This window comes from Streptomyces sp. NBC_00513 (assembly GCF_041431415.1).
GTDB lineage: Bacteria > Actinomycetota > Actinomycetes > Streptomycetales > Streptomycetaceae > Streptomyces.
Window position 1 is genome coordinate 7187737 of record NZ_CP107845.1, and the last position, 25447, is coordinate 7213183.

Sequence of the window (25447 nt, forward strand, 5' to 3'; positions counted from 1 at the left end):
ACACGCGACAGGAGCCGACCAAGGATGCCGAACACCGCCGGTCGCCCGAAGCGGGCGCGCAACGTCCTGTCAGGCGTGCTGGTCCTCGCCGGGGTCGTCGTGACCGGGTGCGGCGGCGAGGGCCGCGACGCCGGGCAGGGACCCGGAGGAGGGCCTCGCCCCCAGGTGGCGCGCTCCGGCAGGGTCACCGTCGTCTACGAGACCAAGTCGGTCAAACCGGAGGACCGGCAGGCCGTGGCGCTGATCCGGAAGTCCCGTGTGCTGGAGCGGTCGGCCGACTGGGTGAACAGGGCTCTGGCCCTCCCGCACGACATGGTCGTGAAGGTCACCGCCGACGTGCCGCCCGGCGTCACCGACGCCGTCACCCAACCCGACGGCAGGACGATCTTCGTCCCGCCGTCGTTCCTGACGACCATCGAGAAGGCCCTCGCCGATGTCGTGAAGACCGTCGAACGGCCGGCCCCGTTCCCCGCGTCCGAGTACAACACGGACGATCTGACCGTGCTGTCAACCGAGTTCATCTTCGGCCACGAGATGGGCCACGCCCTGCAACGCCAGCTCCTCCTGGCCAACCTCGGCCTCGAAGAGGACGCGGCTGACGGCTTCGCGTCCTTCTACACCGTCAACGAGGTCGGGCCGGGCCCGTCGCTGGCCGCCGCGGTCCTCTTCGACGAGCTCGCCCGCAAGGAAGGCCGGCCGACCCTGGAAGGCCTGGCGAGCGACCATCCCGTCACCCAGCAGCGGGCCTTCAACTTCCTGTGCTACCTGGAGGGCAGCGACCCGAAGAAGTACCGGACGTCCCTGGTCGACAGCGGCTACCTCCCCAAAACCCGCGCCCCCCTCTGCCCACAGGCGTGGGCGATGCTGGACTACGGCTGGTGGACCCAGCTCCAACCCCACTTCAGCGTGGCGTTCAGGGCCCGGGGCGATGAGGAGCAGAAGAAGGCGCACGCGCGGCTGATCGCGGAGACGCAGGCCCTGGCGCGGCGCATCGACGAGATCCGCGGCAGTCAATGAGCCCGTGCGGGTTCTGGTCTCAGGGGTCGGCACGGAGTCTGCCGCGGTAGCCGCGGAGGCGGGCATCGCGAGCACGGCCAACGGCCGGGTTCGGGGCCTGCCGGGCCCGCTTCGTGGCGCGCGGATGCGGGCCGTGACCGCTTCGAAGGCGGGTGCGTCGCCGGCCTGCCCGCGGTGACGGTCGGGGCCAGGGGCCGTGTACGGTCGTCGGCGGCCGGGCGGACCTGGTGCTCGGGCCGCCGGGTGGTGGGGCGCGCGCGGGGCATCCGCTCAGGCGTCCGCCAGCGCCCGGGCCACCGCGGCCCGCGAGGTGATCCCGAGCTTGGGAAAGACCTTGTAGAGATGGCCGGCGACGGTACGCGGGGACAGCCGCAGCGCCGCGCCGATCTCCTTGTTCGTCAGCCCGGTGGCCACCAGACGCGCGATGCGCAGCTCCTGGGGCGTGAGCGGCTCACGGCCGGCCGGCCCGCCGTCCACCGACCGTCCCGCCGCACGGAGTTCCTCCCGGCACTGCTCGGCCCACGGATCGGCCCGCAGCTCCAGGAAGGAGTGGTACGCCGTACGCAACACCTCCTCGGCCTCGTCCCGCCGACCCCGCCGCCGCAGCCGGGAACCGTGGGCCAGCCGCAGCCGCGCCAGTTCGAAGACCCACCGGTCGGCGCCCGGTACCGCGTACGCGGCGGCGTACCGTGCGTCGGCCTCCTCGACGTCGTCCTCCTCCGAGCCGACCGTCAGGGCGTCCGCCGCCGCGAGCAGGAAGGCGTGGTGTTCGGAGATCTCGTCGATCCGGGCCTCACGCGCGGCGGCCACGTGGGCCACGGCCTCCGCCTGCCTCCCGCATCGCACGGCCGCCAGGACGAAGTCGAAGAAGGGCAGGTGGAACCAGGGCAACCCGAGGGGCAGTTCACCCGGGGCCATCAACCGGCGCAGCCTGCCGTACGCCTCCTCGTACCGCCCGTGCGCCAGCGCGGCCAGCGCACCCAGATGGCTCAGGTGGTCCGTGACGAAACGCATCCCGGCCCTCTTCGCGGCGGGCTCGATCCGGGCCCGGCTCTCGCGCAGCCCCGCCTCGTCGCCCCTTCCCGCCAGGAAGTGGGCGTGGTAGTGACGGAACAGCAACGCGTTGCAGTGGTAGCCGAGTTCCTCCGCGGCGTCCGCCTCCCGCAGACAGTCCTCCGCGGTGTCCCAGCGGCCGCGCAGGAAATGCCGATAGCACTTCGCCTTCGCGACGGAACCCTGGGTGGCGAACCCGTGCTGCCCCGCGAAGAGCCGCCACAGGCCGGAGTCCGCGCCGTCCACCGCGCAGGCGGTCCAGAGCAGCAGCCAGGAGTGCCCCGCCTCCTGTCCTGACGCCATGCGCTCGGACATCGCCCGCAGCTCGCTCTCCACGCCGTGCGCGGTGCGGGGCGGATCGGCCCAGGCGCGGTGGCACAGGCGGGCGGCCGGGGAGACCTGCCCCAGGTGTGCCTCCAGGGCCCGCCGCCCCCGGGGATCGCCGGTGTACGCCGTGGCGAGCAACAGTTTGAAGAAGGCCTGTTCCACCAGGTCGCCGAACGGTTCCCCGCCGGAGGCGGCCAGACCGGCGAGAGCCTGCGGCAACAGCGTGAACGAGGAGTCGAAGTCCACGTGGTGGCTCTGGTCCACGTACACGACCGCGTACGCGAACAAGGGGGCGATGTCCGCCGGTACCGGACCCCGCTTGAGTTCGTCGACCAGCCGAGCCGTGTAGGGCAGCCGTCCGCCGCGCGCCGACATCACCGCGGCCAGCGTCAGGCGCCTCGCCCGACTGTCGGGGTCGGTGCTGTGCGCCGCCGCGCGGTCCAGGAGCAGCGCCCCCTCCGCGTCGCCCCCGCGGAGCGCGAGCCGTGATCCGGCCTCCTGGAGCCGCGCGGCGAGCGGCTCGCCGGGGGCCTCGGCGGCGGAGGCCTCGTGCAGGAGGCGCCGTACGTCCCCCTCGGGCAGGTCCTCCGCCAGGGCCCGGTGGGCGGCCCGCCGCTCCGTCTCCGAAGCCGAGGCGATCACCGCGCTGCGGACCAGCGGATGCCGGAACGCCAGTCTCCCGGCGTGGTCCAGCCGGGCCAGACCGCTCGCCTCGATCCGGTCGAGCACCTGCTCCGCCCGGTCCCCGCCGGCCGCCCGCCACCACGTGCCCCCCTGTCCGGCGGACCCGTCGCCGCCCAGGGCGGCCGCCAGCAGCACCCTTGTCGTCTCCGCGGACAGCGACTCCAGGCGCTGCGCGAACAGCTGCTCCAGACGCTGCCCGAGGGGCAGTCGTTCCGGCAGCGGTACGGTGCCCCGCCGGTGCTCCCGGCCCAACTGCCTCGGCAGTTCGGCCAGGGCGAGCGGATTGCCGGCCGCCTCGTCCACGACCCGCGCGACCGTGGTGCCGGCCAGGCCCGGATGCCACTGGCGCAGCAGGGTGGCGGCGTCGTCACCCGACAGCGCGTCCACGTCCACGGGATGGGTGGACCACCCCTCCAGAGCGGAACCATCCGGGCGCGTCGTGAACACCATCACCAGCGGGAGATCGCAGATCCGGTGCCGCAGGAAGGCGAAGACGGCCCTGCTGGAGGAGTCCACACAGTGCAGGTCGTCCACCAGGATCAGCAACGGCCGGTGGCGCGCCGCCTCAGCGAGCAGCCCGAGCGCCGCCGCCCCTACCGTGAACCCTCCCGGCAGAAGGCCTTCCCGGATCCCCAGCGCACTTTCCAGGGCGGCCCGTTGGTGTTCCGGAAGTGCCCGCGAGTCGCCCGGCAGCGGTCGCAGAACCTGCCCCAGCACACCGAAGGCGGTCGCCACCTCCGCCTCCGCGCCGACGGCGCGCAGGACGGTGAACCCGGCCTCGGCGGCGCGGGCCGCCGTCCAGTCCAGCAGCGCGGTCTTGCCGATCCCCGCGTCACCCCGCAGGACGATCGCCGAACCGCCCGAACCGGACCGGGCGTTCCGCAGCGCCCGCTCCAGCAGCAGGCGTTCACGCTGCCGGCCGACGAGACGCGGTCCGTCACATCCGGTGTTCTCGGTGACCACGGTGTTCTCGGTGACCACGGATCCCCCAGCCGGCCGGGGCGTGGGCCGTGCGTCTCGCTCACCGGAAGCGGCCGCCCCCAGCCCCTTCCGCCCCGATCCGCCCGCGCGGCGGCGACGTTCGAGTGCCACGCCATTATCCCGCACTCGTACGAGCGTCGCGACGACGTCCGATGTTGCCCCAGCCTGCACGGCTGTTGCCCCTCCCTGCACTGAACGCCCCGCGCCCTACCCATCCGTACCGTCCCGGCGCAGGCTGAGGACGAGGGCAGGCGCGTGGCGCGCGGCCCGGATTCCGGCACAGCGCCTCGGCCTCCGAGGCGGCGCACAGACCAGGGGGCCGCATGAGCCTGACATCCATGTCCCGAACCGCCGGCGCGGATCGGTCGGACCCGAACCCGAACGCGGACATGAACCCGAACGCGGGCACGAGCGGGAACGCGGGCACGGACACGGAGGTGGCCCCGGGACCCGCGCCGGCCGGAGCGGGCCTCGCGGAGGCCTTCGCCCCCCTGGTCGTCACCGACGGCGAAGCCGCCCGGTTCACCGGCCGGGTCGACTCCGGCACGCTCGGCTTCCTCCACGTGAGCACGGTCCGCGGCCCGGCCCGGACCACCCTCGCCCTGGACGCCTCGACCGTGCCCGGCGGGCACCTCCTCCTGGGCGTCCTCTCCGACGGTCGGGCGCGGCTGGTCCCCGGGGGCCGGGACGCGCTCCCCGCCGGGGAGGGGGAACCGGCGGGAGCCCTGCGTCCGTCGGACCTGTTCGTCCTGGACGGCTCGGAGTCGTTCGCCTTCCACGCGTACGAGGGCTTTCGCCTGCACCTCGTACGGATTCCGTGCGGCTCCCTCGCCGTCACCGGTGAGCGGATCCGCGACCTGGTCCGCCGGGAACCGCCCTTGCGCGGCCCCGTGGCCACACTGCTCGCGCCCCTCCTGCGGACCCTGGCCGAGGAGGCCTCGGGATACTCGGCGCGCACGGCCCTGCACCTGGCCGGCAACGTCGCCGAACTCGTCGCCGCCCTGGCGGTCGAGGCGGGCGACCGCGGGGCACGGCCGGCACGGCGGCACGAGCGGGAGGAGCTCACCCGCAGGTTGCGCGCCCACATCGACGAGTCCCTCTGGGACCGGGGGCTGTCACCGGTGACCGTCGCCGCCGCGCACCACGTGTCGATCCGCTATCTGCACAAGCTGTTCTCGGAGCACGACAGCACGGTCGGGCGCTGGATCCAGCACCGCCGACTGGAGGAGGCGCGCCGGGAGCTGGCCCGGCCGGGACGCACCGACACCGGCGTGGCCGTCGTCGCCGGTCGTTGGGGGTTCGCCAGCGCGGCCCACTTCAGCCGCAGTTTCCGTACGGCGTACGGAATGTCGCCGAGCGACTGGCGCGACTCCCGGGTCCGGCCGACGGGGTGACCCCGCCGGCTGAACCCGGGCTGTGCCGGCTGGTCGGGGGCCCGGGGCGCCGGATGCCGTGCGGCGTCACGCTCGCGGGGGCGCGGACTCCGCGGCGCCGAGGGCAGCCGCCCGCCACTGGCGCGGCGAGTGCCCGTACACGGCCTTGAAGGCCCGGCTGAAGTGCGCCGGACTGCGAAAGCCCCAGCGCTGGGCCACCGCCGAGATGGACGGGCTCACCCGCCCGCGCCGGCTGAGCTCCCGCTCGCACTGCTCGACGCGCCGCTGGTGGACCAGCCTGCCCACGGTGGTGTCCTCCGCCTCGAAGAGCCGGTGCAGGTAGCGCACCGAGATGCCGTGGGCCGCCGCTATGCGTTCCGGGGACAGGTCCGGGTCGCCGAGGTGGCGATCGATGTGCTCCCGGACGGCGCGGAGCAGCGCCTCACGCCCCGGACAGCCGGGATCGTTCCGGCCCTGCGGTTCCTCGTTCCACTCGTTCACGAGCGCGGCCACGAACTCCGTGACGACACCGCCCAGCCGCTCGCCCACCGTCACGGACATCGCGTCGCTCGACGCGCCGAGGCCGTGCAGCAGGGGTCCCAGCAAGGCCGCGACACCGTCCCCGCCGACCGGCACGACGCGCCCGAGGACGGGACGCAGGTCCGCCACCGACAGCCCCAGGGCGTGCGCCGGCAGTCGGCAGAGCAGTACCGACGCCCCTGCGGCGCGCTCCAGTGCGAACGGCCGGCGCAGGTCGATCAGGGTCAGTTCGCCCGCTCCGACGGTCGCGCCGCGGCCGTCCTGGGTGACGGCGGTCGTGCCGTGCCGGGGGAGCACGACGGCGACGGCGTCCAGGGGCTCTCGCGCCACCGTCCGCGGCGTACGACTCAGCTGGGCGGGCGCCGCCTGCCAGAGGAGCAGGCGCAGGTATCCGAAGCCGCGACACCGGGGGGCGTCGCCCTCGGGCCCGTCCGCCCGGTCGCCGGCCGAGACGGGCGCCAACCAGCGCGCGAGGTCGGCGGCGCCGTCGGTGTTCCGCTCCGCGTCGGCATCCGGTGGTGCGGCAGGTGCGGTGAGAGCACGCACGCAGACTCCCTTCGGCCGCCTCGGAGAACAACAGGACGCACGGGGGAGGGGGCGGCTGCCCTCCCGCGGTACTGCTTCGAGTCTGTGGCGCCGGCGGCGACGACTGGTAGGTCATATGACTGCCGTCGACGGGCGCGGCGACGGACACGGGCACGGATACGGGCACGGGCCGGCCGCACCGGCCCGCGCCGCGCACGGTGCGCCCGGCGCACCGCGTCCCGGCGAACTGTGCACGCAGCGTCACGTACGGGCACGGTGCCGCCGTCGAAGTCCCGTCCGGCGTTCCGTAGGGTGGGTCTGCGGTGCCGCGGCATGACCGGATCCGGCACCGAGCGCCAGCCTGCCCGGCCGTGGGGGGCCGTCAGGGGCCGCTCCGTCGAAGGCCCGCGGCCACGCCCCGTGCAGGAGTGCCCGTGAACAACGACGTCGAGGCCGTCCGGCCGGGACCCGTTCTCGAACGCCAGGTCCGGGCCTTCGTACGGCGCCACTCGTGCCCGACGGCACGCGACGGGCTCGACACCGCGGCCTCGCGCGCCCGCGTGTCGGACCTCTGGGACGGGGGCGACGCGCCGCCCGAACCCGACGTCGTGGAGGAGTGGCTGGCCGTCCCGGGTCCGGCGGGCCGGCGGATCCGGGTACGGATCCTGCGTCCGGCGGGCAGCGACGGACCGCTGCCGGTGGTCCTCTACCTGCACGGACTGGGCTGGATGCTGACCGACGCGTACGCGCACCGGCAACTGGTCGCCGACCTCGTCCTCGGCACCGATGCCGCCGTGGTCATTCCCGAGTACGACGTTCCGGGCGACGCACGCCACCCCGGTGCCGTCGAGCAGGCCCACACGGTCGCGCGCTGGATCGTCGGCCAGGGGGGCGAATGCGGTCTGGACGGGACCAGGATGGCGGTGGTCGGGGTCAGCGCCGGCGCGCACCACGCCGCGGCCCTCACCCTGAGGGCGAACCGGTGCGGCGGGCCGCGCTTCCTCCAACAGGTCCTGGTCTGCCCGGTGACCGACGCCGCGATGGACACCCCCTCCTACGAGGAGTTCGCCGAGGGGTACTTCCTGGGACGCGCCGCGATGCGGGACTACTGGGAGCAGTACGCGCCCGACGCCGAGACCCGCGCCCAGCGCGCCGTCTCACCGCTCAGGGCGTCGAACGAGCAGCTCAGGGGGCTGCCTCCGGCGCTGGTCCTCACCGCTGAGGCCGACGTGCTGCGCGACGAGGGCGAGGCGTACGCGGCTCGGCTGAGGGAGGCGGACGTCCCCGTGGTGTCGGTCCGCTACCACGGCACCATCCACGGATTCGTCCTCTTCGACCTGCTCCGCGGCACACACGCCGCCCGCGCGGCCCGCATCCAGATCACGGACACCCTGCACATCGCCCTGCATCAGTCGGGACGTTGAGACCTGCGCCACTCGCTCGGAGTCAGCCCGTACGCTGCCTGGAACCTGCGGCTGAAGTGACTCGCCCCGGCGAACCCGCACCGGGCGGCGACCGCCGCGACGGTGAGACCCGCGCACCGGGCGGAGGCGAGCATCCGCCGTGCCAGCGCGAGGCGTTCGGTGATGAGCCACTGTTCCAGGCTGATCCCCTCGCGGCTGAGGACCGCGTACAACCGGCGCACGGAAACCGCGTGTTCCGCCGCCAGGCGCTCGGGGGTGAGGTCCCGGTCGGCGAGGTGGCGGCGGGCATGCGCCAGGACGCGGGACGCCAGGGTGTCGTCCATGGCCTCCCTGGTCTCCGGTGCCCGTTCACCGGCCCCGGCCGAGAGCAGCAGCGCGCGGACGAGTTCGACGGTGGCGTTCGCCAGTGCCGGGGCACCGGGATCACCCTCCAACCGGCCGGGGTCCCGCCACAGCCCGCGCAGGTGGTTCAGGACCAGGTCGTACAGGGGGCTGGCGCGCAGTCGGAAGCCGGCCCGAAGCACCGTGTCGACCGGGACGCCGAGCCGCTCGGCGTCCAACATCAGCGACTGCGAGGCCCCGTCGCCGGACCAACCGAAGGACCGTGGTGTCAGTTCGTGGAACACGCAGATGTCGTCCGGTCCGAACACCTGCCGTTGTCCCGCGAGTTCGGCCCGGCCGAGCCCGTGCGGCTGGAGCGCGACGGAGACCACCGGATCGCTGCGGTGCCGGCGCACGTGCAGGTCCGTGCGGTGCACCGTGAAACCCGAGTTGCGGGTGGAGAACATCGGGAGGCCGCCGACCCGCCACAGCTCCATCCGCGCGTGGATGGACGTCCCGCCGTCCTCGTGGACCACGTGGTTGGGTACCGAGTCGTCGGTCAGCGCGTGGTGGAAGGCCCCCACTCGCTCGCCCGGTGCCACGGTGGTCAGATCCAGCAGCAGCACGACGCCCCCCATGTGACCAGCGAGGAAAGCATTCTGCGGTATTACCCGTCGTAACCGGTTGCCCGCCGAGTGTTCCGCCGGTCCGGAGGCCGGACGCCGCACGGTCGAGCGCGGTGACGCTGTCCTCGAAGAGGCGCTCGGCGTCCGCGCGGGTGTGCCCGTGGATCAGCCGCACCGCACGAGGGCAGGGCAGGTTTTGCATAGACATGCGTTTCGGTGCATACTCTTCCCATGTCTAAGGTTCTCACCTCCCTGCCCGCCGGCGAGCGCGTCGGCATCGCCTTCTCGGGCGGCCTCGACACCTCGGTCGCGGTCGCGTGGATGCGCGACAAGGGTGCCGTCCCGTGCACCTACACCGCCGACATCGGCCAGTACGACGAGCCCGACATCGGCTCGGTGCCCGGGCGGGCGCAGGCCTACGGGGCCGAGGTCGCGCGCCTGGTCGACTGCCGGGCGGCCCTGGTCGAGGAAGGCCTGGCCGCGCTCGCCTGCGGCGCGTTCCACATCCGCTCCGGCGGCCGTGCCTACTTCAACACCACCCCGCTCGGCCGCGCCGTCACCGGCACGCTGCTGGTCAGGGCGATGGTCGAGGACGACGTACAGATCTGGGGCGACGGCTCGACGTTCAAGGGCAACGACATCGAGCGGTTCTACCGCTACGGTCTGCTCGCCAACCCCCACCTGCGCATCTACAAGCCGTGGCTCGACGCCGCCTTCGTCTCCGAGCTCGGTGGACGCAAGGAGATGTCGGAGTGGCTGGTCGCCCACGGGCTTCCCTACCGGGACAGCACCGAGAAGGCGTACTCGACCGACGCCAACATCTGGGGCGCCACCCACGAGGCCAAGACGCTGGAGCACTTGGACACCGGCGTGGAGTCCGTGGAGCCGATCATGGGCGTGCGGTTCTGGGACCCCTCGGTCGAGATCGCCGCCGAGGACGTGACGATCGGCTTCGACCAGGGCCGTCCCGTGACGATCAACGGCAAGGAGTTCTCCTCGCCGGTCGACCTGGTGATGGAGGCCAACGCGATCGGCGGCCGGCACGGCATCGGCATGTCGGACCAGATCGAGAACCGGATCATCGAGGCGAAGAGCCGCGGCATCTACGAGGCCCCCGGCATGGCCCTGCTGCACGCCGCGTACGAGCGTCTCGTCAACGCGATCCACAACGAGGACACCGTCGCCCAGTACCACAACGAGGGTCGGCGCCTCGGCCGGCTCATGTACGAGGGCCGCTGGCTGGACCCGCAGGCCCTCATGGTCCGCGAGTCGCTCCAGCGCTGGGTCGGCTCCGCGGTGACCGGCGAGGTGACCCTGCGGCTGCGTCGCGGTGAGGACTACTCGCTCCTCAACACCACGGGCCCGTCCTTCAGCTACCACCCGGACAAGCTCTCGATGGAGCGCACCGAGGACTCGGCGTTCGGTCCGGTGGACCGGATCGGTCAGCTCACGATGCGCAACCTCGACATCGCCGACTCGCGCGCCAAGTTGGAGCAGTACGCGGGCCTCGGCATCGTCGGCACGGCCCGCCCCGCGCTGGTCGGCGCCGCGCAGGCGGCCGCCACCGGCCTGATCGGCAGCATGCCGGAGGGCGGCGCCGAGGCCATCGCCTCGCGCGGCGAGGTCTCCGGCGACGACGAGCTGCTGGACCGTGCCGCGATGGAGTTCGGCACTGACTGATCCGGTCGCGGTTCCAGGCCCCGGGCGGCGCGCCCGTCGATGCGCGTCGAGCCCCCCCGGGGCGTGGTGGAGAAGTACGAGCCGGGCCCGCATGGCGGGCCCGGCTCCTTCATGTCGTGCGGCGGGAGCGCCCGGTGCCCACGGTCCGTCACCGCGAGGGGAGTTGCGGAGCCGATTTTCGAACGGCGAACTTTTACAGAAAACAGTCGGTATATGCCGTGTCTCGCACCGCTATCCGGCTTGACGTGAAGAACACTTGTCGGCGGTCACGCGTCAACGGAAATCCACGAAAGGAGCAACTCGAAGAAACAGGTCGGCTGTCTCGCATCCGAATACGGAGGTATCACGATGCCCCACTCCACGACGGACGCACGTAAAGCCCCATTTCGCCGAAAAACCGCTCGACTCGCATCTCCGCTCCTGCTTCTCGTCACCATCGCGACCCCCGCCGGCACCGCGGTTCCGGCGCACGCGGCCCCCATCGAGGTGGCCCCCGCCTACGGCAACAAGGCATTGGCCGTGGCGGCTTCCAAAGAGGGCGCACCGTACGCGCGCGGCGCGACGGGCCCCGAACGCTTCGACTGCTCCGGATTGACGCTCTACGCCTTCCGGCGGGCCGGCAAGAAACTGCCACGCACCGCCGAGCAGCAGTACGAACACACCCGGCCCGTCCCTTCCGTCCAACGGGCCGCGGGAGACCTGGTGTTCTTCCCCAAGGGCTCGACCGTGGGACACGTCGGCATCTACGCCGGGAACGACATACTCTGGCACGCGCCGCGTCCGGGTGCCTCGGTGCGCCTTGAACGCATCTGGACCGGCAACGTCCGCTACGGCCGCGCCACATGACGTCACCGCCCCCTCCGCCGGCTGCGGACGGCTCGCCGGGAACGGCGACAGGGACCTCCAACTCACCCCTTCACACTCGTGGTTGCCGACGGCGGGCAGAGGCTCGGGCAGGGGTGCGCGTCGGGGCGCGACCGGCGCCTACGCGGCGCCCGCCCCGACGGCCGCGCGCGCCGAGTCCAGGGCGCCGGTCGCGGATCGGCCCGTCGCGTCGAATTCCAGCGAGGTCAGGCCCGCCGCCGTGGCGTCGAGGCTTCTCGCGGCCGTACGCAGGTCGGGCGCCGAGAGACCGGAGATCGCGTACGGGCGGAGCGGCGTGATCGCGCCGCGGAGCCGGTCCGCGGCCACCACCGCGGCCAGCACGTCGAGGTGCGGCCCGCTCAACCGGTCCAGCGCGGAGCGCAACTCCAGGCTCGCCGCCTCCGCGGCCCGTACCCGTCCCTCCCGCGCCGGCGGAGGTCCGTACTCCACCACCGTCGCCACGCGCTCCAGGAAACGGGCGTGGGTCTCCAGCAGGGTCTGCAGCCTCTCCGGCAACCGGCGTTCCTCGCGGGCGGGCCACACGAACAGTACGGTCACGGCGGCGAGTACGGCCCCCAGGGCGTTGTTCGTGAGGCGCTGGAGCACGTCGCTCCACACCACATGGGCATCGGTCTCGGTCAACAGGATCAGTACCGGCGTGCCGAAGACGGGCCAGAAGCCGTAGTTCCAGCCCCGCATGGGCCGCGCGATCCCGCCGCACACGGTGATCGCGATCGCCGCGGTGACCGGTCGGCCCGAGGTGAGGGCGAGCAGTACGACGGTCAGGACGCAGCCGAGGCACAGCCCGATGAGGCGCTTCGTGATCCTGGTGCGGGTGGCGCCCCAACTGGGCCGCAGGGTCGTGAGGATGCCGACGAGCGCCCAGGCGGCGTGCGGCACGTCCAGCCAGGTGAGTACGGCGTAGGCGACGGTGAAGCACACGCAGATCCGTACGGCGTAGCGCAGTCTCGGGTTCCCCTCGCGCGCGGCCCGGCGGAGCGCGGTGAGGCTCTCACGGGCGCCGCGGCGGGCCTGGCGGCGTCCGGCGCTCGGCGTCGCGTAGGCCCCGCCGAGGAACGGCACGAGCAGGATGGCGCCGGCCCACAGCGAGCCGCCCGCGAAGAGCAGCAGGTGTTCGGCCGTGTCCGGCACCGACTGCGGTCCGACGGCCATCACCAGCGTGATCAGCGGGGTGACGCCGACGTAGGTCAGGGGCGACAACAGGCACAGGACGGCCGAGACGAGCAGCACGGCCCAGAGGAGGTTCCCGACGAGCAGCCCGACGGCGGTGGTGGACGTGAGCAGGACCGTACGGAATGCCGACTGTCGGACCCGGTCGGCAGCCGTCGCCCTCGGCACGGCCAGCGAGGTGAACCAGGCGCCGAGGGAGACGACGACGGCTTCCGACGTTCGCCCCGTGGCCGTCCCCACCAGCACCGGCGCGCCGACCATCAGGGCCATCGCCACGGCGAGGTGCCAGTCGTAGCGGCCGGAACCCTCACGCGCGAGGTACACCCCGCGCAATTCGCGGACCGTCGAGCCGAATGTGGACGCGAAACGGGGGCGGGGAGCGGCCATGGGCCGGATTCTAGGGCGGCCCTGTCGGCCCACCCGTCATTCCGCCTGTGTCGACGTTCCCCCGGTGTCGAGGTCCGGGTCGGCCGGTGGGGCCGACCCGGACGCCGCGATCAGACGAGGTCGAACCGGTCCAGGTTCATCACCTTGTCCCACGCGGCGACGAAGTCCTTGACGAACTTCTCCTTCGCGTCGTCGCTCGCGTAGACCTCAGCGACCGCGCGCAGCTCGGAGTTCGAGCCGAAGACGAGGTCGGCGCGGGTGCCGGTCCACTTGACCTCGCCCGTGGAGGAGTCGCGACCCTCGAAGGTGTTCGCGTCCTGGGACGTCGCCGTCCACGTGGTGCCGAGGTCGAGCAGGTTGGCGAAGAAGTCGTTCGTCAGCGACTCGGGCGTCTTGGTGAGGACGCCCGCCGAGGACTTCTGGTGGTTCGCGCCGAGCACACGGAGCCCACCGACGAGGACCGTCATCTCGGGCGCGCTCAACGTCAACAGGTTCGCCCGGTCGATGAGCAGGTACTCGGCCGGCAGCCGGTTGCCCTTGCCGAGGTAGTTGCGGAAACCGTCGGCGACCGGCTCCAGGGCCGCGAACGACTCCACGTCCGTCTGCTCCTGGGACGCGTCCACCCGGCCGGGGGTGAAGGGGACCCGCACGTCGAAGCCCGCGTTCTTGGCGGCCTGTTCGACGGCCGCGCCGCCGGCCAGCACGATCAGGTCGGCGAGCGAGACCTGCTTGCCGTCGGAGCGGGCGGAGTTGAAGGCCTCCCGGACGCCTTCCAGCGTGCGCAGTACCGTCGCCAGCTCGTCGGGGTTGTTGACCTCCCAACCGCTCTGCGGTTCGAGGCGGATGCGCGCACCGTTGGCGCCACCGCGCTTGTCGCTGCCGCGGAACGACGAGGCGGACGCCCACGCCGCGGACACGAGCGCGGACACCGACAGGTCCGAGGCGAGGACCCTGCTCTTGAGGTCGGCGACGTCCTCCGCGTCGACGAGCGCGTGCGTCACCGCGGGGAGCGGGTCCTGCCACAGCAGCGTCTCGGAGGGGACCTCCGGGCCGAGGTAGCGCACGATCGGACCCATGTCACGGTGCGTCAGCTTGAACCACGCGCGGGCGAAGGCGTCCGCGAACTCGGCCGGGTTCTCGTGGAAGCGCCGCGAGATCTGCTCGTACGCCGGGTCGACGCGCAGCGACAGGTCCGTCGTCAGCATCGTCGGCGCGTGGGTCTTGGACGCGTCGTGGGCGTCGGGAACGGTGCCCGCCCCGCCGTTGTCCTTCGGCCGCCACTGGTGCGCGCCGGCCGGGCTCTTGAACAGCTCCCATTCGTATCCGAAGAGGATGTCGAAGAAGGTGTTGTCCCAGGTCACCGGGGTGTTCGTCCAGATGCCCTCAAGGCCGCTGGTGATCGTGTCCCCGCCCTTGCCGGTGCCGAAGGTGTTGCTCCAGCCCAGGCCCTGCTGCTCGATGGACGCGGCCTCGGGGTCGTCGCCGACGTGGTCCGCCGGGCCGGCGCCGTGGGTCTTGCCGAAGGTGTGGCCACCCGCGATGAGGGCGACCGTCTCCTCGTCGTTCATCGCCATGCGGCGGAACGTCTCACGGATGTCGCGCGCCGCGGCGAGCGGGTCGGGGGTACCGTTCGGGCCTTCGGGGTTGACGTAGATCAGGCCCATCTGGACCGCGCCGAGCGGGTTCTCCAGCTCGCGGTCGCCCGTGTAGCGCTCGTCGTCGAGCCAGGTGGTCTCGGGACCCCAGTAGACGTCCTCGTCGGGCTCCCACACGTCCGCGCGGCCGCCGGCGAAGCCGAACGTCTCGAAGCCCATCGACTCCAGGGCGACGTTGCCGGTCAGGATCATGAGGTCGGCCCAGGAGATGCTCTGGCCGTACTTCTTCTTCACCGGCCACAGCAGGCGGCGGGCCTTGTCCAGGTTGCCGTTGTCCGGCCAGCTGTTGAGGGGGGCGAAGCGCTGCTGTCCGGCACCGGCGCCGCCGCGGCCGTCGCTGATGCGGTAGGTGCCCGCGCTGTGCCACGCCATACGGACCATGAACGGGCCGTAGTTGCCGAAGTCGGCCGGCCACCAGTCCTGCGAGTCCGTCAGCACCTCGGCGATGTCCCGCTTCACGGCCGCGAGGTCGAGGTTGTTGAACGCCTCGGCGTAGTCGAACTCCTCGCCGAGGGGGTTGGCCACGGCGGGGTTCTTGGCGAGGATCTTCAGGTTGAGCCGCTCCGGCCACCACTGGCGGTTTCCACCACCCTGCGTCGGGTGGGCGGCCCGCTCGTGCGCGACCGGGCAGCCACCTCCGCCCTCGTTCGTCTTCGCGTCTACGACGATTGCGTCATGGTTCTCAGACATGGGAATCCTTCCGGGCCAAGCGGATCTCGGTGCCAGGCGACTGCGGGCGGCGAGACAGCGAAACGATCGGGGTCAGGGCGCAGGGGGCGGGAGCGGACGCCGGCGACCACACGGTGCGCGTGCCGAACCCGACCGGCGCCCGGTCGGTCGGACGCGGCCCGGCTGCTGCGCGGGGGCGGTCCGTCACGTCGGTGTCTCCTGCGGTGCTGGAAATCTTCCTGTCCCTTGGCTGTCGACAGAACCGATCCTACGATGGACAGAGTCCAAGTCAAGAAGGGCACCAGACCCATATCCCATAGGATTCCGGACGGACCCGCGAACTCCGGGCTCCCGCCGAACCTGAAATGGTGAACCGACATGAGTGATCTGCTGGATCGACTGCGGGGGCGTGGCTGGAGGATGACCTCCCAGCGCAGCGACGTGTCGTGGCGGAGGTGCTCGACGGTGATCACGTGCACCTGACGGCCGACGAGGTGCACGCCCGCGCGGTGGAGCGACTGCCCGAGATCTCGCGGGCGACCGTCTACAACGCCCTCGGTGAGCTGGTCGTCCTGGGCGAGGTCAGGGAGTTGTCCACCGACGGACGGGCGAAGCGCTACGACCCCAACGCGCACCAGCCGCACCACCACCTGGTGTGCTCCGGCTGCGGGACCATCCGCGACGTCCACCCGACCGGCAGCCCCCTGTCGGACCTTCCCGCGGAGGAGCGGTTCGGGTTCTCCGTTTCCGCGGTGGAGGTCACCTACCGGGGCCTGTGCCCTTCCTGCGCGTAGGCCCTCGCGATCAGGGTCGGCCTCGCATCGCTTGACGGAGGGGGCGAAACATATGACACTCGAAGTGCAATAAGTGTTGTCCTCCAGCGATCGAGGGGTCGAAATGCCGGCCACTGTCGAGACTCGCAGGCCCCCGGGCGTGGCATCGTCCGACCGACCCGCGGCAGAGCGGGCCCGGCCGCTCACCCGAGCCCGCACGTGGACGTCCCGGCACGCCGAGACCGTCGCGTACGCCGTGGCGGGCCTGGTCATGGGTGCGGTCTGGGCCCTCGGCGGTGACACTCCGCCCGCCGAGCACGCACTGCGCGTGCTGGCCATCCTCGCCGTGGCCGCACTGGCGATGACCCTGAACGGCCGCCGGCGGGCCCGAGCCGGGACGGCCCGCGACAAGCGGCTGGTCCTCTCGCTCCTGGCGGCCAAGGTGCTGCTCGTGGCCGTCGCGCTGATCCTCGACTGGATCCTGGGCGCGTGGCTCCCCGAGCCGAGCCTCGTCACCGCCGGCTGCCTGTTCGTTCTCGTGGCGGCGGGCGGGCCCACCCTGCACGCGAGGCTGTCCGGGCACGGTCACACCCCGTCCCCGGCGGCCGGGGATCACCGCCCCGGATCCGCCGGATCCGCCGTCTGATCCGTCGCCGCCAGAAGGGCGTGCACCGAGGTCTCCATGGCACGGTGCGCCGCGTCGATGTCGAGGCCGCTGCTGCGCCAGTGGTACCAGGCACCCCAGGTGGTCACGGCGTCCAGACCGTTGAGCAGGTCGGCCGCCCGGTCGGCCGGCGCCCGGTCGAGCTCCTCGGCGAAGACCGTCGCCAAGCGCTCGCGCGCCAGGTCCAGCACCTGTCGGGTGACCTCGTCGATCCGCTCGGACCGACGCTCCAGGCGCAGGGTCGTCAGCTGAGCCGGTGTGATCCATTCCAGGATCCTGGCGCGCTGTTCCGTGAGGGCCGCGACCCGGGCGGTGCGCGCGCCCTGTGTCGGCAGGGGTTGGATCTGCTCGATCAGCTGCTCCAACCTGCGGGCGATGGCGGTTTCGACCAACTGGGCCATGTCCGCGAAATGGTGGAACACCAGCCGGCGGGACACGCCCGCGCGCTCGGCCACGCGATCCGCGGCGAAGTGCGTCTCCCCCTCGTCGAGCAGCGCCAGCACGGCATCCGCGATCTTCACGCGCGACTGCCGTCCGCGCTCCGCGCGGCCGTCCGGAGCGCGGTCCTCTGCCTGCTGAGCCACGTGCTCCACCCTGCTTCCTCGCGGCCGTCGATCAACAGGGGGATTGTCGCAAACGGCGGCCCGCCCCCGGGTGAGGCGTCCGGCGGGGGACGCCTCCTCCGCCGGTTCGCGGACGGTCCCTCGCCGGCCCCTTCCGAGCCAACCACGCTGCGCGAGGGGGGTGTTCGGGAGTCCACGCAGTCCGGTTCCCGACGTGGACACGCCGGGACCCACTCTCTATTGTTCGTTCGAACGAACAAGAAGGAGGATCTTGGGATGCGCATCACCGGATCGACCGTTCTCCTCACCGGCGTCACGGGTGGCATAGGCCTGACGCTGGCCCGCGCGCTCACCGCGAAGGGCGCGAAACTCGTGATCACGGGACGTCGGGAGGAGGCCCTCAAGGCCGTGGCCGACGAACTCGGCGCCCGATCCGTCCTCGCCGATCTCGCCGACCCGGACGACGTCACCCGTCTCGCCGAGGCCTGCCCCGACACGGACATCCTCATCGCCAACGCGGCCCTTCCGTCCAGCGGCGACCTGCTCGACTACACGCCCGAGCAGGTCGACCGCTCCCTGGCCGTGAACCTGCGCGCCCCCGTCATGCTGACCCGCCTGCTCGCGCCCCGCATGGTCGAGGCGGGCAAGGGCCACATCGTGCTCGTCGGCTCGATCTCCGGGAAGGCCGCCACCAAGTCCTCCTCGCTCTACAACGCCTCGAAGTTCGGCCTGCGCGGCTTCGCGCTGGCCTTCCGCCAGGACCTGCGGGGCACCGGTGTCGGACTCTCGCTCGTCCAACCGGGATACGTACGGGACGCGGGCATGTTCGCCGCGACGGGATCGACCCCTCCGGGCGGCGTACGGACGGTGGCGCCGGAGGACGTGGCTCGGGGCGTGACGCGCGCCGTCGAGCGCGACCTGTGCGAAGTCAACGTGGCCCCGATCGAGCTGAGGCTGCTCAGTGCCATCGCCGGCCAGTTCCCGGCCTTCTCCGAGAGGGTGCAGCGCCGCGCGGGAGTGGACGGCACGGTGAGCCGGATCGTGGAGGCGCAGCGCGGAAGTCGGTGAGCGGACACCGGCGGGGCGGGCCGCGTACCCGGAAAGGGGGAGCGGGTGAAGTGGCTCCCCGCCGCGTTCGTGCGGGCCGAACGGCGGGCGGCGGTGGCGCACCGCGGGTGAACCCGCCCCGGTGCCTCGGCGAGACGGGGCGTCCCGGGTGAGTCACGTCTCACCCGGCCTCTGCGACTTGTCTATGCAACGAGTTGCATAGAAGGATCGCGGTATGGCGCTCGAACACGCGATCCTCGTCTCGCTGCTGGAGAAGCCGGGCTCCGGCTATGAGCTGGCCCGGCGCTTCGAGCGGTCCATCGGCTACTTCTGGACCGCCACCCACCAGCAGATCTACCGCGTGCTCAAGCGCATGGAGAGCGACGGCCTGCTCGCCGTCCGCGAGGTGCCGCAACAGGGCCGCCCGGACAAGAAGGAATACTCCGTCGCCGACGCCGGGCGCACCGCGCTCTCCGGGTGGCTGCACGAACCGATCGAGCCCGAGAGCCTGCGGCACGACCTCGCCGTGAAGATCCGCGGCGCGGCCTTCGACGACCCGGCCGCGCTCACCCGCGAGGTCGAACGGCACCGCCAGGTACACGCCGACCGCCTCGCGCACTACCTCGCCGGGGAACGGCGCGACTTCACCGGGCCCGAGGCCCCCACGCCGCCCGACGCCGGGCAGGAACTGCAACACGTCGTGCTGCGCGGCGGCATCGCGTACGAACGCATGACCGTCGCCTGGCTCGACGACGTACTCGCCACCGTCCGCCGGATCGGCGAGTCCTCCCAACCGGACGCCTGACCGCGCCCACCCCCGGCTCCACATCACCGACTCCGCACCTCCCAGCCGTACCCCCGACCCCTCGGAAGGCGAACCTCCATGGCCGACCCGTTGCTGTTCAACCCGCGCACCTACGACCCGCGGCACTTCGACCCCGAGACCCGCAGGCTGCTGCGCGCCACCGTCGACTGGTTCGAGGAGCGCGGCAAGCGCCGGCTGATCGAGGACTACCGGTCCCGCGCCTGGCTGGGCGACTTCCTCGCCTTCTCCGCCAAGGAAGGCCTGTTCGCCACCTTCCTCACCCCGGCTTCCGCCTCCGCGCAGGAGGGCCGGCGCTGGGACACCGCCCGGATCGCCGCCCTCAACGAGATCTTCGGGTTCTACGGTCTCGACTACTGGTACGCGTGGCAGGTGACCATCCTCGGTCTCGGGCCCGTCTGGCAGAGCGACAACGCCGACGCCCGCAGCCGTGCGGCCGAACTCCTCGACCAGGGCGAGGTGTTCGCCTTCGGCCTGTCCGAGAAGACGCACGGCGCCGACATCTACTCCACCGACATGCTCCTGGAGCCCGACGGCGACGGCGGGTTCCGGGCGAGCGGCTCCAAGTACTACATCGGCAACGGCAACGCCGCCGGCCTGGTGTCCGTCTTCGGTCGCCGCACCGACGTCGAGGGCCCCGACGGGTACGTCTTCTTCGCGGCCGACAGCCGCCACCCGTCGTACGAGCTCGTGAAGAACGTCGTCGACTCCTCGAAGTACGTCAGCGAGTTCCGTCTGACGGACTACCCGGTCACCCCGCAGGACGTCCTGCACACCGGCCGGGCCGCCTTCGACGCCGCCCTCAACACGGTCAACGTGGGCAAGTTCAACCTCTGCACCGCCTCCATCGGCATCTGCGAGCACGCGATGTACGAGGCCGTCACCCACGCGCACAACCGCGTGCTCTACGGGCGCCCCGTCACCGCCTTCCCGCACGTGCGGCGCGAGTTGAGCGACGCGTACGTCCGCCTCGTGGGAATGAAGCTCTTCAGCGACCGCGCCGTGGACTACTTCCGCTCCGCGGGCCCCGACGACCGCCGGTACCTGCTGTTCAATCCGATGACGAAGATGAAGGTGACCACCGAGGGCGAGAAGGTCATCGACCTCCTGTGGGACGTCATCGCCGCCAAGGGCTTCGAGAAGGACACGTACTTCGCCCAGGCCGCCGTCGAGATCCGCGGGCTGCCCAAGCTGGAGGGCACGGTCCACGTCAACCTCGCGCTGATCCTCAAGTTCATGCGCAACCACCTGCTGGACCCGGCCGACTACGCACCCGTCCCGACCCGGCTCGACGCCGCCGACGACGCGTTCCTCTTCCGCCAGGGCCCCGCCCGGGGCCTGGGTTCCGTGCGCTTCCACGACTGGCGCACCGCCTACGAGGCGTACGCCGAGGTCCCGAACGTCGCGCGGCTGCGCGAGCAGGCGGACGCGCTGTGCGAGTTCGTGGCCACCGCCGCCCCCGACGAGGAGCAGAGCCGCGACCTGGACCTGCTGCTCGCCGTGGGCCAACTGTTCGCCCTCGTGGTCCACGGCCAGCTGATCCTGGAGCAGGCCCGCCTCACGGGCCTGGACGAGGACGTGCTGGACGAACTGTTCTCCGTCCTCGTGCGCGACTTCTCCGCGCACGCCGTCGAACTGCACGGCAAGGACTCCGCCACCGCGCAGCAGCAGGACTGGGCACTCGGCGCGGTACGACGCCCCGTCGTGGACGAGGCGCGCTCGGCGCGCGTGTGGGCGCGGGTCGAGGCGCTGTCCGGGACGTACGAGATGGCGCCGTAGCCGTCACCGCCGCCCGGCTCACCGCAGGTCGGTGAGCCAGGCGGCGGGGGAGCGCGTACCGGGTCACCAACCGGGCCGCACCTCCGTCACTATGGTGGCGTGCACCGCTTCCGCTTCCCGCGCTACCTGCTCATATGGATGTCCTGTACGGCCGCCAGCGTGACGGCCGTCATGGCCACCGTCGACTTCGTGACGGGCTCCACCCGACCGAAACCCCCGGTCGCCCGGTCGGCGCCGACCGTGTTCCCCTCATCGAGCCCGCCGGCGTCGGTCACCGCCTCCGCTTCCGCGTCCGTCTCCGCGAGTGCCTCCACTTCGCCCTCGGCTCCCGGCCCGCAGGCCTCCTCGCCGTCGCCCTCCGCCGCGAACACGCCGCGCCCGTCCGCGCCGAGCAACCGCGCGAGCGCCTCCTCCACCCAGAGCGGCACACCCCGCACCCCGGCCCAGAGCTGCGAGCGGGGCGGGTCGGGTCCGCACACCATCCCGTCGACGGGCGGCAAGGCGACCGTGCGGTACGGAAACGACGGGGTGTGCCTGATCTCCGCGGTTCCGGCGCCCGGATTCAAGGTGGCCACCGCCCAATCCGCCGACGACACGCTGACCGTCACCTTCTCCGGCAGCGGTCACCGTTCGCAGATCACGGCGACCGTCGTGCCGTCGGCGAGGGCCACCGTGCTGGAGACGTCCTTCTGACGCGGTCGGCGAGCCCGCCGCGGCCGAACGCCGACGTGGTGACGGACCATCCGGTCCCCCTGAACGTCACCGGAAAGGGCAGCACATTTCGGTGACCGACATCCGGTGGAATGTCGGAAAGGCTGTGGAGAGTGACACCCGGCTCCTCGATTCCGGTCAAATGGAGCGCTGGATAAGGTGTCCCGCATGCCCCGTGTACTCGTCGTCGAGGACGACCCCCGCATTCGCGCGTTCCTGATCGAAATACTCTCCGAGCAGGGGTACGCCGTCCACAACACAGGCGACGGTTTCGGAGCCTTGCGGGAAATCACCCGGACGTCGTTCGACGCGGTCGTGCTCGACCTCGGGCTGCCGGACCTGGACGGAGGCGACGCACTCCGCATGATCAGGGGCATATCCCCGGTGCCCGTGGTGGTCGCCACCGCCCGCGACGACGAGGCGGAGATCATCAGGCTGCTCAACGCGGGCGCCGACGACTACCTGGTCAAACCGTTCTCGGGCGGCCAACTCGTGGCCCGCCTCTCCGCGGTGCTGCGCCGCACGACGGGAACGCACACCACGGATCCGGCCGGCGCTCCCCGTCCGGCCGGCCCGGCCGACCTGATGCGGCCGGTGTCCGTCGGTCAATTGACGCTGGACCCCTTGGCCCGCACCGCCGTCCTCGCCGGACGGGAACTCCGGTTCACCCGCCGAGAGTTCGATCTCCTGGCATTCCTCGCCCATCACGCGGGACAGGTCGTCTCCAAGCGTCGGCTCCTCAGCGAGGTGTGGCGCGAACCCTACGTGGACGACCAGACGGTCGACGTGCACCTCTCGGCAGTGCGTCGCAAACTCGGCGAGAGCGCCGCCGCGCCCCGCTATCTGAGGACCGTGCGGGGAGTCGGCATCAAAATGGTGGAACCCCGTTGAGACGCTCCCTGGCGGGAGTGGCCCTCGCCGTCACCTCCATGGTCGCCCTCTCGTTCCTGATCCCGCTCGCCGTACTGGTCATGTCCTTGGCCCGGGAACAGAGCATCACGGCCGCCGAACAACCGGCCGCCGCCATGGCGCCCATCCTGACCCTGACCACCGACCCCGACGACCTCCGGGAATCCATGGCGGGCCTGGACCGGGCGGAACACCTGGCCATCCACCTGCCCGACGCGCGCGAACTCGGCACCAGTCACGCCCCCGCCGAGCTGCTCGAACGGGCCAAACAGGGCCGGGAGTCCATCTCCCAGGACGTGCCCGGCGGCGGCTGGATCTTCCTCCAGCCGGTCGTGCTCCCGCACGATCGGGTCGCCGTCGTCGAGAACTTCGTCCCGGAGGACGACCTGACCCGGGGTGTCGCCGCCTCGTGGACCGTGATGCTGGTCCTGGCGGTCGGCCTGCTCATCGGCTCGGTACTCGTCGCCGACCGCCTCGGCGCGAAGGTCGTCCGGTCCTCGAAGGAACTCGCCCAGGCGTCCTACGTACTGGGGGAGGGCAACCTCGACACCCGTGTCGTCCCCATGGGACCCAGCGAACTGCGCGACGCCGGCGTGGCCTTCAACGCCATGGCCGACCGGATGACCGAACTCCTCGCCATCGAAAGGGAACTCGTCGCGGACCTCTCCCACCGGCTGCGCACCCCGCTGACGGCACTGCACCTCGCCACCGAACGGATGGGACCGAGCCTGGAGTCGGGCAGGGTCGAGGCCGCGGTCGGCGCACTGGAGGCGGAACTCCAGGCGATCATCACCACCGCACGCACCCCGCTCGCCATGGGTCCGATGGGGCGCGCCCTGCGCGAGGCGGGCGACACGGGCACCGCGACGCCGGCGGCCCACGGGAAGACGGCGGGGGAGCGGTGCGAGGCGGCCGAGGTGATCCGCCGCCGGGCGGGCTTCTGGGCCGTACTCGCCGAACAGCAGGGAAGACGCTGCTCCTTGCGCATCGCCGAGGAGGCCACCACCGTCGACCTCGCCCACGACGACGTGGCCGCCGTCGTGGACGCCCTGGTGGGGAACGTGTTCCGGTACACGGACGACGGCACGGCGTTCACGATCGCCGTGGACCGCACCGCGCAGGCGGTGGAACTGCTGGTCGAGGACGCCGGCCCCGGCATCCCCGACCCGGACCAGGCGTTGACGCGCGGGAGCAGCACCGGATCGACGGGCCTGGGGCTGGACATCGTCCGGCGGGCGGCGACGGCGACCGGAGGCACCGTACGGATCGGGCGTGCCGCCCTGGGAGGCGCCTCCGTACGCGTCACCTTCGGCCTGTCCACCGGCTCCTCCACCGACACCGCCCGGCGCTCCCTGCGCGGTCGGCGCCGACGCGGCGGCAGACGACAGCAGACGGACTGACCGGTCGGCCCCGGCGGTGGCCGGCGCGGGCGGACACCGGCACGATCCGACACCGGTCGCGAGCACCGAAGTCTGAGCGGTTCCTTAAGGGCACCTGCGGGCTCCCTTCAGAGGCCGTCCGGCGGCCCGTGCGACTCGTACAGTCGTACGGAGCCGCCCGACACCGGCGCGGCACCACGCCCGTGGCGCGACCCGGCGTGTGCGACACCCGCCTGTACGGAGGCCCCTGCCATGCGAACCCCCCAGCCCCGCATACCCGGCGGCCACCGCGCCGCGCGTCACCCGCGGGCCCGGCGCGTGGTCCTGGCCGCCGTGGGGACCCTGGCGGCCGGCACGGTGGGAGTGCTCGCCCTGGACTTCGCGGGCGACTCGGCGGGGAACGCCCGCACGGCCGACTCCGACGTCCGGGCGGACTCCCTCCCGGCCGGAGGATCCGCGTCCGCGTCCGACTCCGCGACGACGCGGAGCGCACGGCCGACGGAGTCCGCGTCCCCCACCGCGACCGCCTCGCCGAGCCCGACGACCTCGTCCGCCTCGCCGAAGGCCTCCGCGACGACCCCCACGGCCACCGCACCCCGTGACACGACCGAGAAGAAGGCGGCCCCCGGCCCGGCCCCCGCCCCCGTCAAGCCGGCCGGCAAACCCAGGAAGCCCGCACCGGCCGACCCCGTCCCGCCCCCCTCGGGGGCGGTCGCCCAGGTCATCAGCCTGGTGAACGCCGAACGCCGGCAGGCCGGCTGCGGCGACCTGACGGCGAACGCCAAACTGACCTCCGCGGCCCAGTCGTACACCGGGGTGATGGCCCGCTCCGGAGAGCTCTCCCACACCGGACCGGACGGATCCACCATGTCGGGCCGCATCAGCGCGACCGGCTACAAGTGGTCCGCGACGGGCGAGAACATCGCCAGGGGACAGGCGAACGCGACGGAGGTCATGGACTCCTGGATGAAGAGCCCCGGGCACCGCGCGAACATCCTGAACTGCAACTTCACCGAGATCGGCGTCGGCGTCGTGCAGGGCGGCGGGGGCCCGTGGTGGACCCAGGACTTCGCCCGCCCCCAGTAGCGGGGCCGCGACCCCGGCGCCGCGACCCCGGCGAACAGGGCCCCGCGCACCCGGTCTCCGCGACGGCTCCGCCGTGCCGGGACCGGACGACGACCACGGCCGTCCGCACCGCTCCCCCGGTGCGGACGGCCCTTCCGTGTGCGGCCCTTTACCCGATCCCGCCGAATGGCGTCAGGTCACCCGGGCATGGTGACCTGAACGCTCCACGAAGAGTGTTCGAATGATCGAGCGCCGATTCAATTGCCTTGACCGCGAATGGTGTTCTCAACAGCGACCTTTCCGAACGGGGGTCGCATCGAACACCTTTCCCCTTCGCCCACGTCATGGCGCATTATCGTTCCTCCGTCTGATGAACAACAACGAAACTCCGGACCAGTCGAGTTGGCCCCGTTAAGC

20 protein-coding genes and 1 pseudogene are annotated in these 25447 nt (G+C 72.1%); 14 read left to right on the forward strand and 7 right to left on the reverse strand.

Annotation, left to right across the window (positions count from 1 at the left end; translation table 11 throughout):
• The first annotated feature begins 24 nt into the window (after nucleotides 1–24).
• Entirely contained in the window at nucleotides 25–1017 is a 993-nt protein-coding gene (locus OHA84_RS32340) for a DUF4344 domain-containing metallopeptidase (protein ID WP_266952756.1), read from the forward strand.
• Between the two features lie 270 nt (nucleotides 1018–1287).
• Here the strand turns inward: OHA84_RS32340 and OHA84_RS32345 are convergent, their stop codons facing one another.
• Nucleotides 1288–4062, reverse strand: a complete 2775-nt coding sequence (locus tag OHA84_RS32345; RefSeq protein WP_266952758.1) for an AAA family ATPase — start codon at nucleotides 4060–4062, stop codon at nucleotides 1288–1290.
• A 338-nt stretch (nucleotides 4063–4400) separates the two neighbouring features.
• Between OHA84_RS32345 and OHA84_RS32350 the strand changes: the two genes are divergently transcribed.
• A complete protein-coding gene (locus tag OHA84_RS32350; RefSeq protein ID WP_266968373.1) occupies nucleotides 4401–5456 on the forward strand; it encodes a helix-turn-helix domain-containing protein in 1056 nt (351 codons plus the stop codon).
• Nucleotides 5457–5522: 66 nt separating this feature from the next.
• On the opposite strand, the gene OHA84_RS32355 is transcribed toward OHA84_RS32350, so the two are convergent.
• On the reverse strand, nucleotides 5523–6521 hold the full coding sequence (locus OHA84_RS32355; protein WP_266968372.1) for a helix-turn-helix domain-containing protein: 999 nt from the start codon (nucleotides 6519–6521) through the stop codon (nucleotides 5523–5525).
• A gap of 413 nt (nucleotides 6522–6934) precedes the next feature.
• Here OHA84_RS32355 and OHA84_RS32360 point away from each other — a divergent pair, with 413 nt between their 5' ends.
• Entirely contained in the window at nucleotides 6935–7924 is a 990-nt protein-coding gene (locus tag OHA84_RS32360; protein WP_266952764.1) for an alpha/beta hydrolase, read from the forward strand.
• Here OHA84_RS32360 and OHA84_RS32365 read toward each other — a convergent pair.
• Complete coding sequence (locus tag OHA84_RS32365) at nucleotides 7909–8883, reverse strand: helix-turn-helix domain-containing protein (protein WP_266952766.1); 975 nt, start codon at nucleotides 8881–8883, stop codon at nucleotides 7909–7911. The genes OHA84_RS32360 and OHA84_RS32365 overlap by 16 nt on opposite strands.
• Nucleotides 8884–9102: 219 nt before the next feature.
• On the opposite strand from OHA84_RS32365, the gene argG reads away from it, so the two are divergent.
• Both argG and OHA84_RS32375 read left to right on the forward strand, forming a co-directional pair.
• The gene (gene argG, locus OHA84_RS32370; protein ID WP_266952768.1) at nucleotides 9103–10551 is read left to right on the forward strand and encodes an argininosuccinate synthase; all 1449 of its coding nucleotides are present in this window, start codon (nucleotides 9103–9105) and stop codon (nucleotides 10549–10551) included.
• 348 nt (nucleotides 10552–10899) lie between these two features.
• On the forward strand, nucleotides 10900–11397 hold the full coding sequence (locus tag OHA84_RS32375) for a C40 family peptidase (RefSeq protein ID WP_266952770.1): 498 nt from the start codon (nucleotides 10900–10902) through the stop codon (nucleotides 11395–11397).
• Between the two features lie 138 nt (nucleotides 11398–11535).
• Here the strand turns inward: OHA84_RS32375 and OHA84_RS32380 are convergent, their stop codons facing one another.
• Complete coding sequence (locus OHA84_RS32380; protein ID WP_266968371.1) at nucleotides 11536–12993, reverse strand: FUSC family protein; 1458 nt, start codon at nucleotides 12991–12993, stop codon at nucleotides 11536–11538.
• Between the two features lie 110 nt (nucleotides 12994–13103).
• The gene (katG, locus tag OHA84_RS32385) at nucleotides 13104–15338 is read right to left on the reverse strand and encodes a catalase/peroxidase HPI (RefSeq protein WP_266968370.1); all 2235 of its coding nucleotides are present in this window, start codon (nucleotides 15336–15338) and stop codon (nucleotides 13104–13106) included.
• A 357-nt stretch (nucleotides 15339–15695) separates the two neighbouring features.
• Here katG and OHA84_RS32390 point away from each other — a divergent pair.
• Together OHA84_RS32390 and OHA84_RS32395 are read left to right on the forward strand one after the other, a co-directional pair.
• Nucleotides 15696–16111 (forward strand): annotated as a pseudogene (locus OHA84_RS32390) (Fur family transcriptional regulator).
• 139 nt (nucleotides 16112–16250) lie between these two features.
• The gene (locus OHA84_RS32395; protein WP_266952778.1) at nucleotides 16251–16736 is read left to right on the forward strand and encodes a hypothetical protein; all 486 of its coding nucleotides are present in this window, start codon (nucleotides 16251–16253) and stop codon (nucleotides 16734–16736) included.
• On the opposite strand, the gene OHA84_RS32400 is transcribed toward OHA84_RS32395, so the two are convergent.
• On the reverse strand, nucleotides 16703–17338 hold the full coding sequence (locus OHA84_RS32400) for a TetR/AcrR family transcriptional regulator (RefSeq protein ID WP_266968369.1): 636 nt from the start codon (nucleotides 17336–17338) through the stop codon (nucleotides 16703–16705). The genes OHA84_RS32395 and OHA84_RS32400 overlap by 34 nt on opposite strands.
• A gap of 255 nt (nucleotides 17339–17593) precedes the next feature.
• Here OHA84_RS32400 and OHA84_RS32405 point away from each other — a divergent pair, with 255 nt between their 5' ends.
• From OHA84_RS32405 to OHA84_RS32415, 3 genes are all read left to right on the forward strand, one after another.
• The gene (locus OHA84_RS32405; RefSeq protein ID WP_266952782.1) at nucleotides 17594–18385 is read left to right on the forward strand and encodes an SDR family oxidoreductase; all 792 of its coding nucleotides are present in this window, start codon (nucleotides 17594–17596) and stop codon (nucleotides 18383–18385) included.
• 214 nt (nucleotides 18386–18599) lie between these two features.
• A complete protein-coding gene (locus tag OHA84_RS32410) occupies nucleotides 18600–19169 on the forward strand; it encodes a PadR family transcriptional regulator (RefSeq protein WP_266968368.1) in 570 nt (189 codons plus the stop codon).
• Between the two features lie 78 nt (nucleotides 19170–19247).
• Entirely contained in the window at nucleotides 19248–20966 is a 1719-nt protein-coding gene (locus OHA84_RS32415; RefSeq protein WP_266968367.1) for an acyl-CoA dehydrogenase family protein, read from the forward strand.
• 122 nt (nucleotides 20967–21088) lie between these two features.
• Here the strand turns inward: OHA84_RS32415 and OHA84_RS32420 are convergent, their stop codons facing one another.
• The gene (locus OHA84_RS32420) at nucleotides 21089–21541 is read right to left on the reverse strand and encodes a hypothetical protein (protein WP_266968366.1); all 453 of its coding nucleotides are present in this window, start codon (nucleotides 21539–21541) and stop codon (nucleotides 21089–21091) included.
• Here OHA84_RS32420 and OHA84_RS32425 point away from each other — a divergent pair.
• From OHA84_RS32425 to OHA84_RS32440, 4 genes are all read left to right on the forward strand, one after another.
• A complete protein-coding gene (locus OHA84_RS32425; RefSeq protein ID WP_266968365.1) occupies nucleotides 21534–21659 on the forward strand; it encodes a hypothetical protein in 126 nt (41 codons plus the stop codon). The genes OHA84_RS32420 and OHA84_RS32425 overlap by 8 nt on opposite strands.
• 186 nt (nucleotides 21660–21845) lie before the next feature.
• Nucleotides 21846–22568, forward strand: coding sequence for a response regulator transcription factor (locus OHA84_RS32430; RefSeq protein WP_266952792.1), 723 nt, complete (start codon nucleotides 21846–21848; stop codon nucleotides 22566–22568).
• Nucleotides 22565–23986: a HAMP domain-containing sensor histidine kinase gene (locus OHA84_RS32435; RefSeq protein ID WP_266968364.1), complete on the forward strand. Its 1422-nt coding sequence runs from the start codon at nucleotides 22565–22567 to the stop codon at nucleotides 23984–23986. Before OHA84_RS32430 ends, OHA84_RS32435 begins: the two co-directional genes overlap by 4 nt.
• Nucleotides 23987–24217: 231 nt before the next feature.
• Complete coding sequence (locus OHA84_RS32440; protein WP_266968362.1) at nucleotides 24218–25051, forward strand: CAP domain-containing protein; 834 nt, start codon at nucleotides 24218–24220, stop codon at nucleotides 25049–25051.
• The last annotated feature ends 396 nt before the right edge of the window (nucleotides 25052–25447 follow it).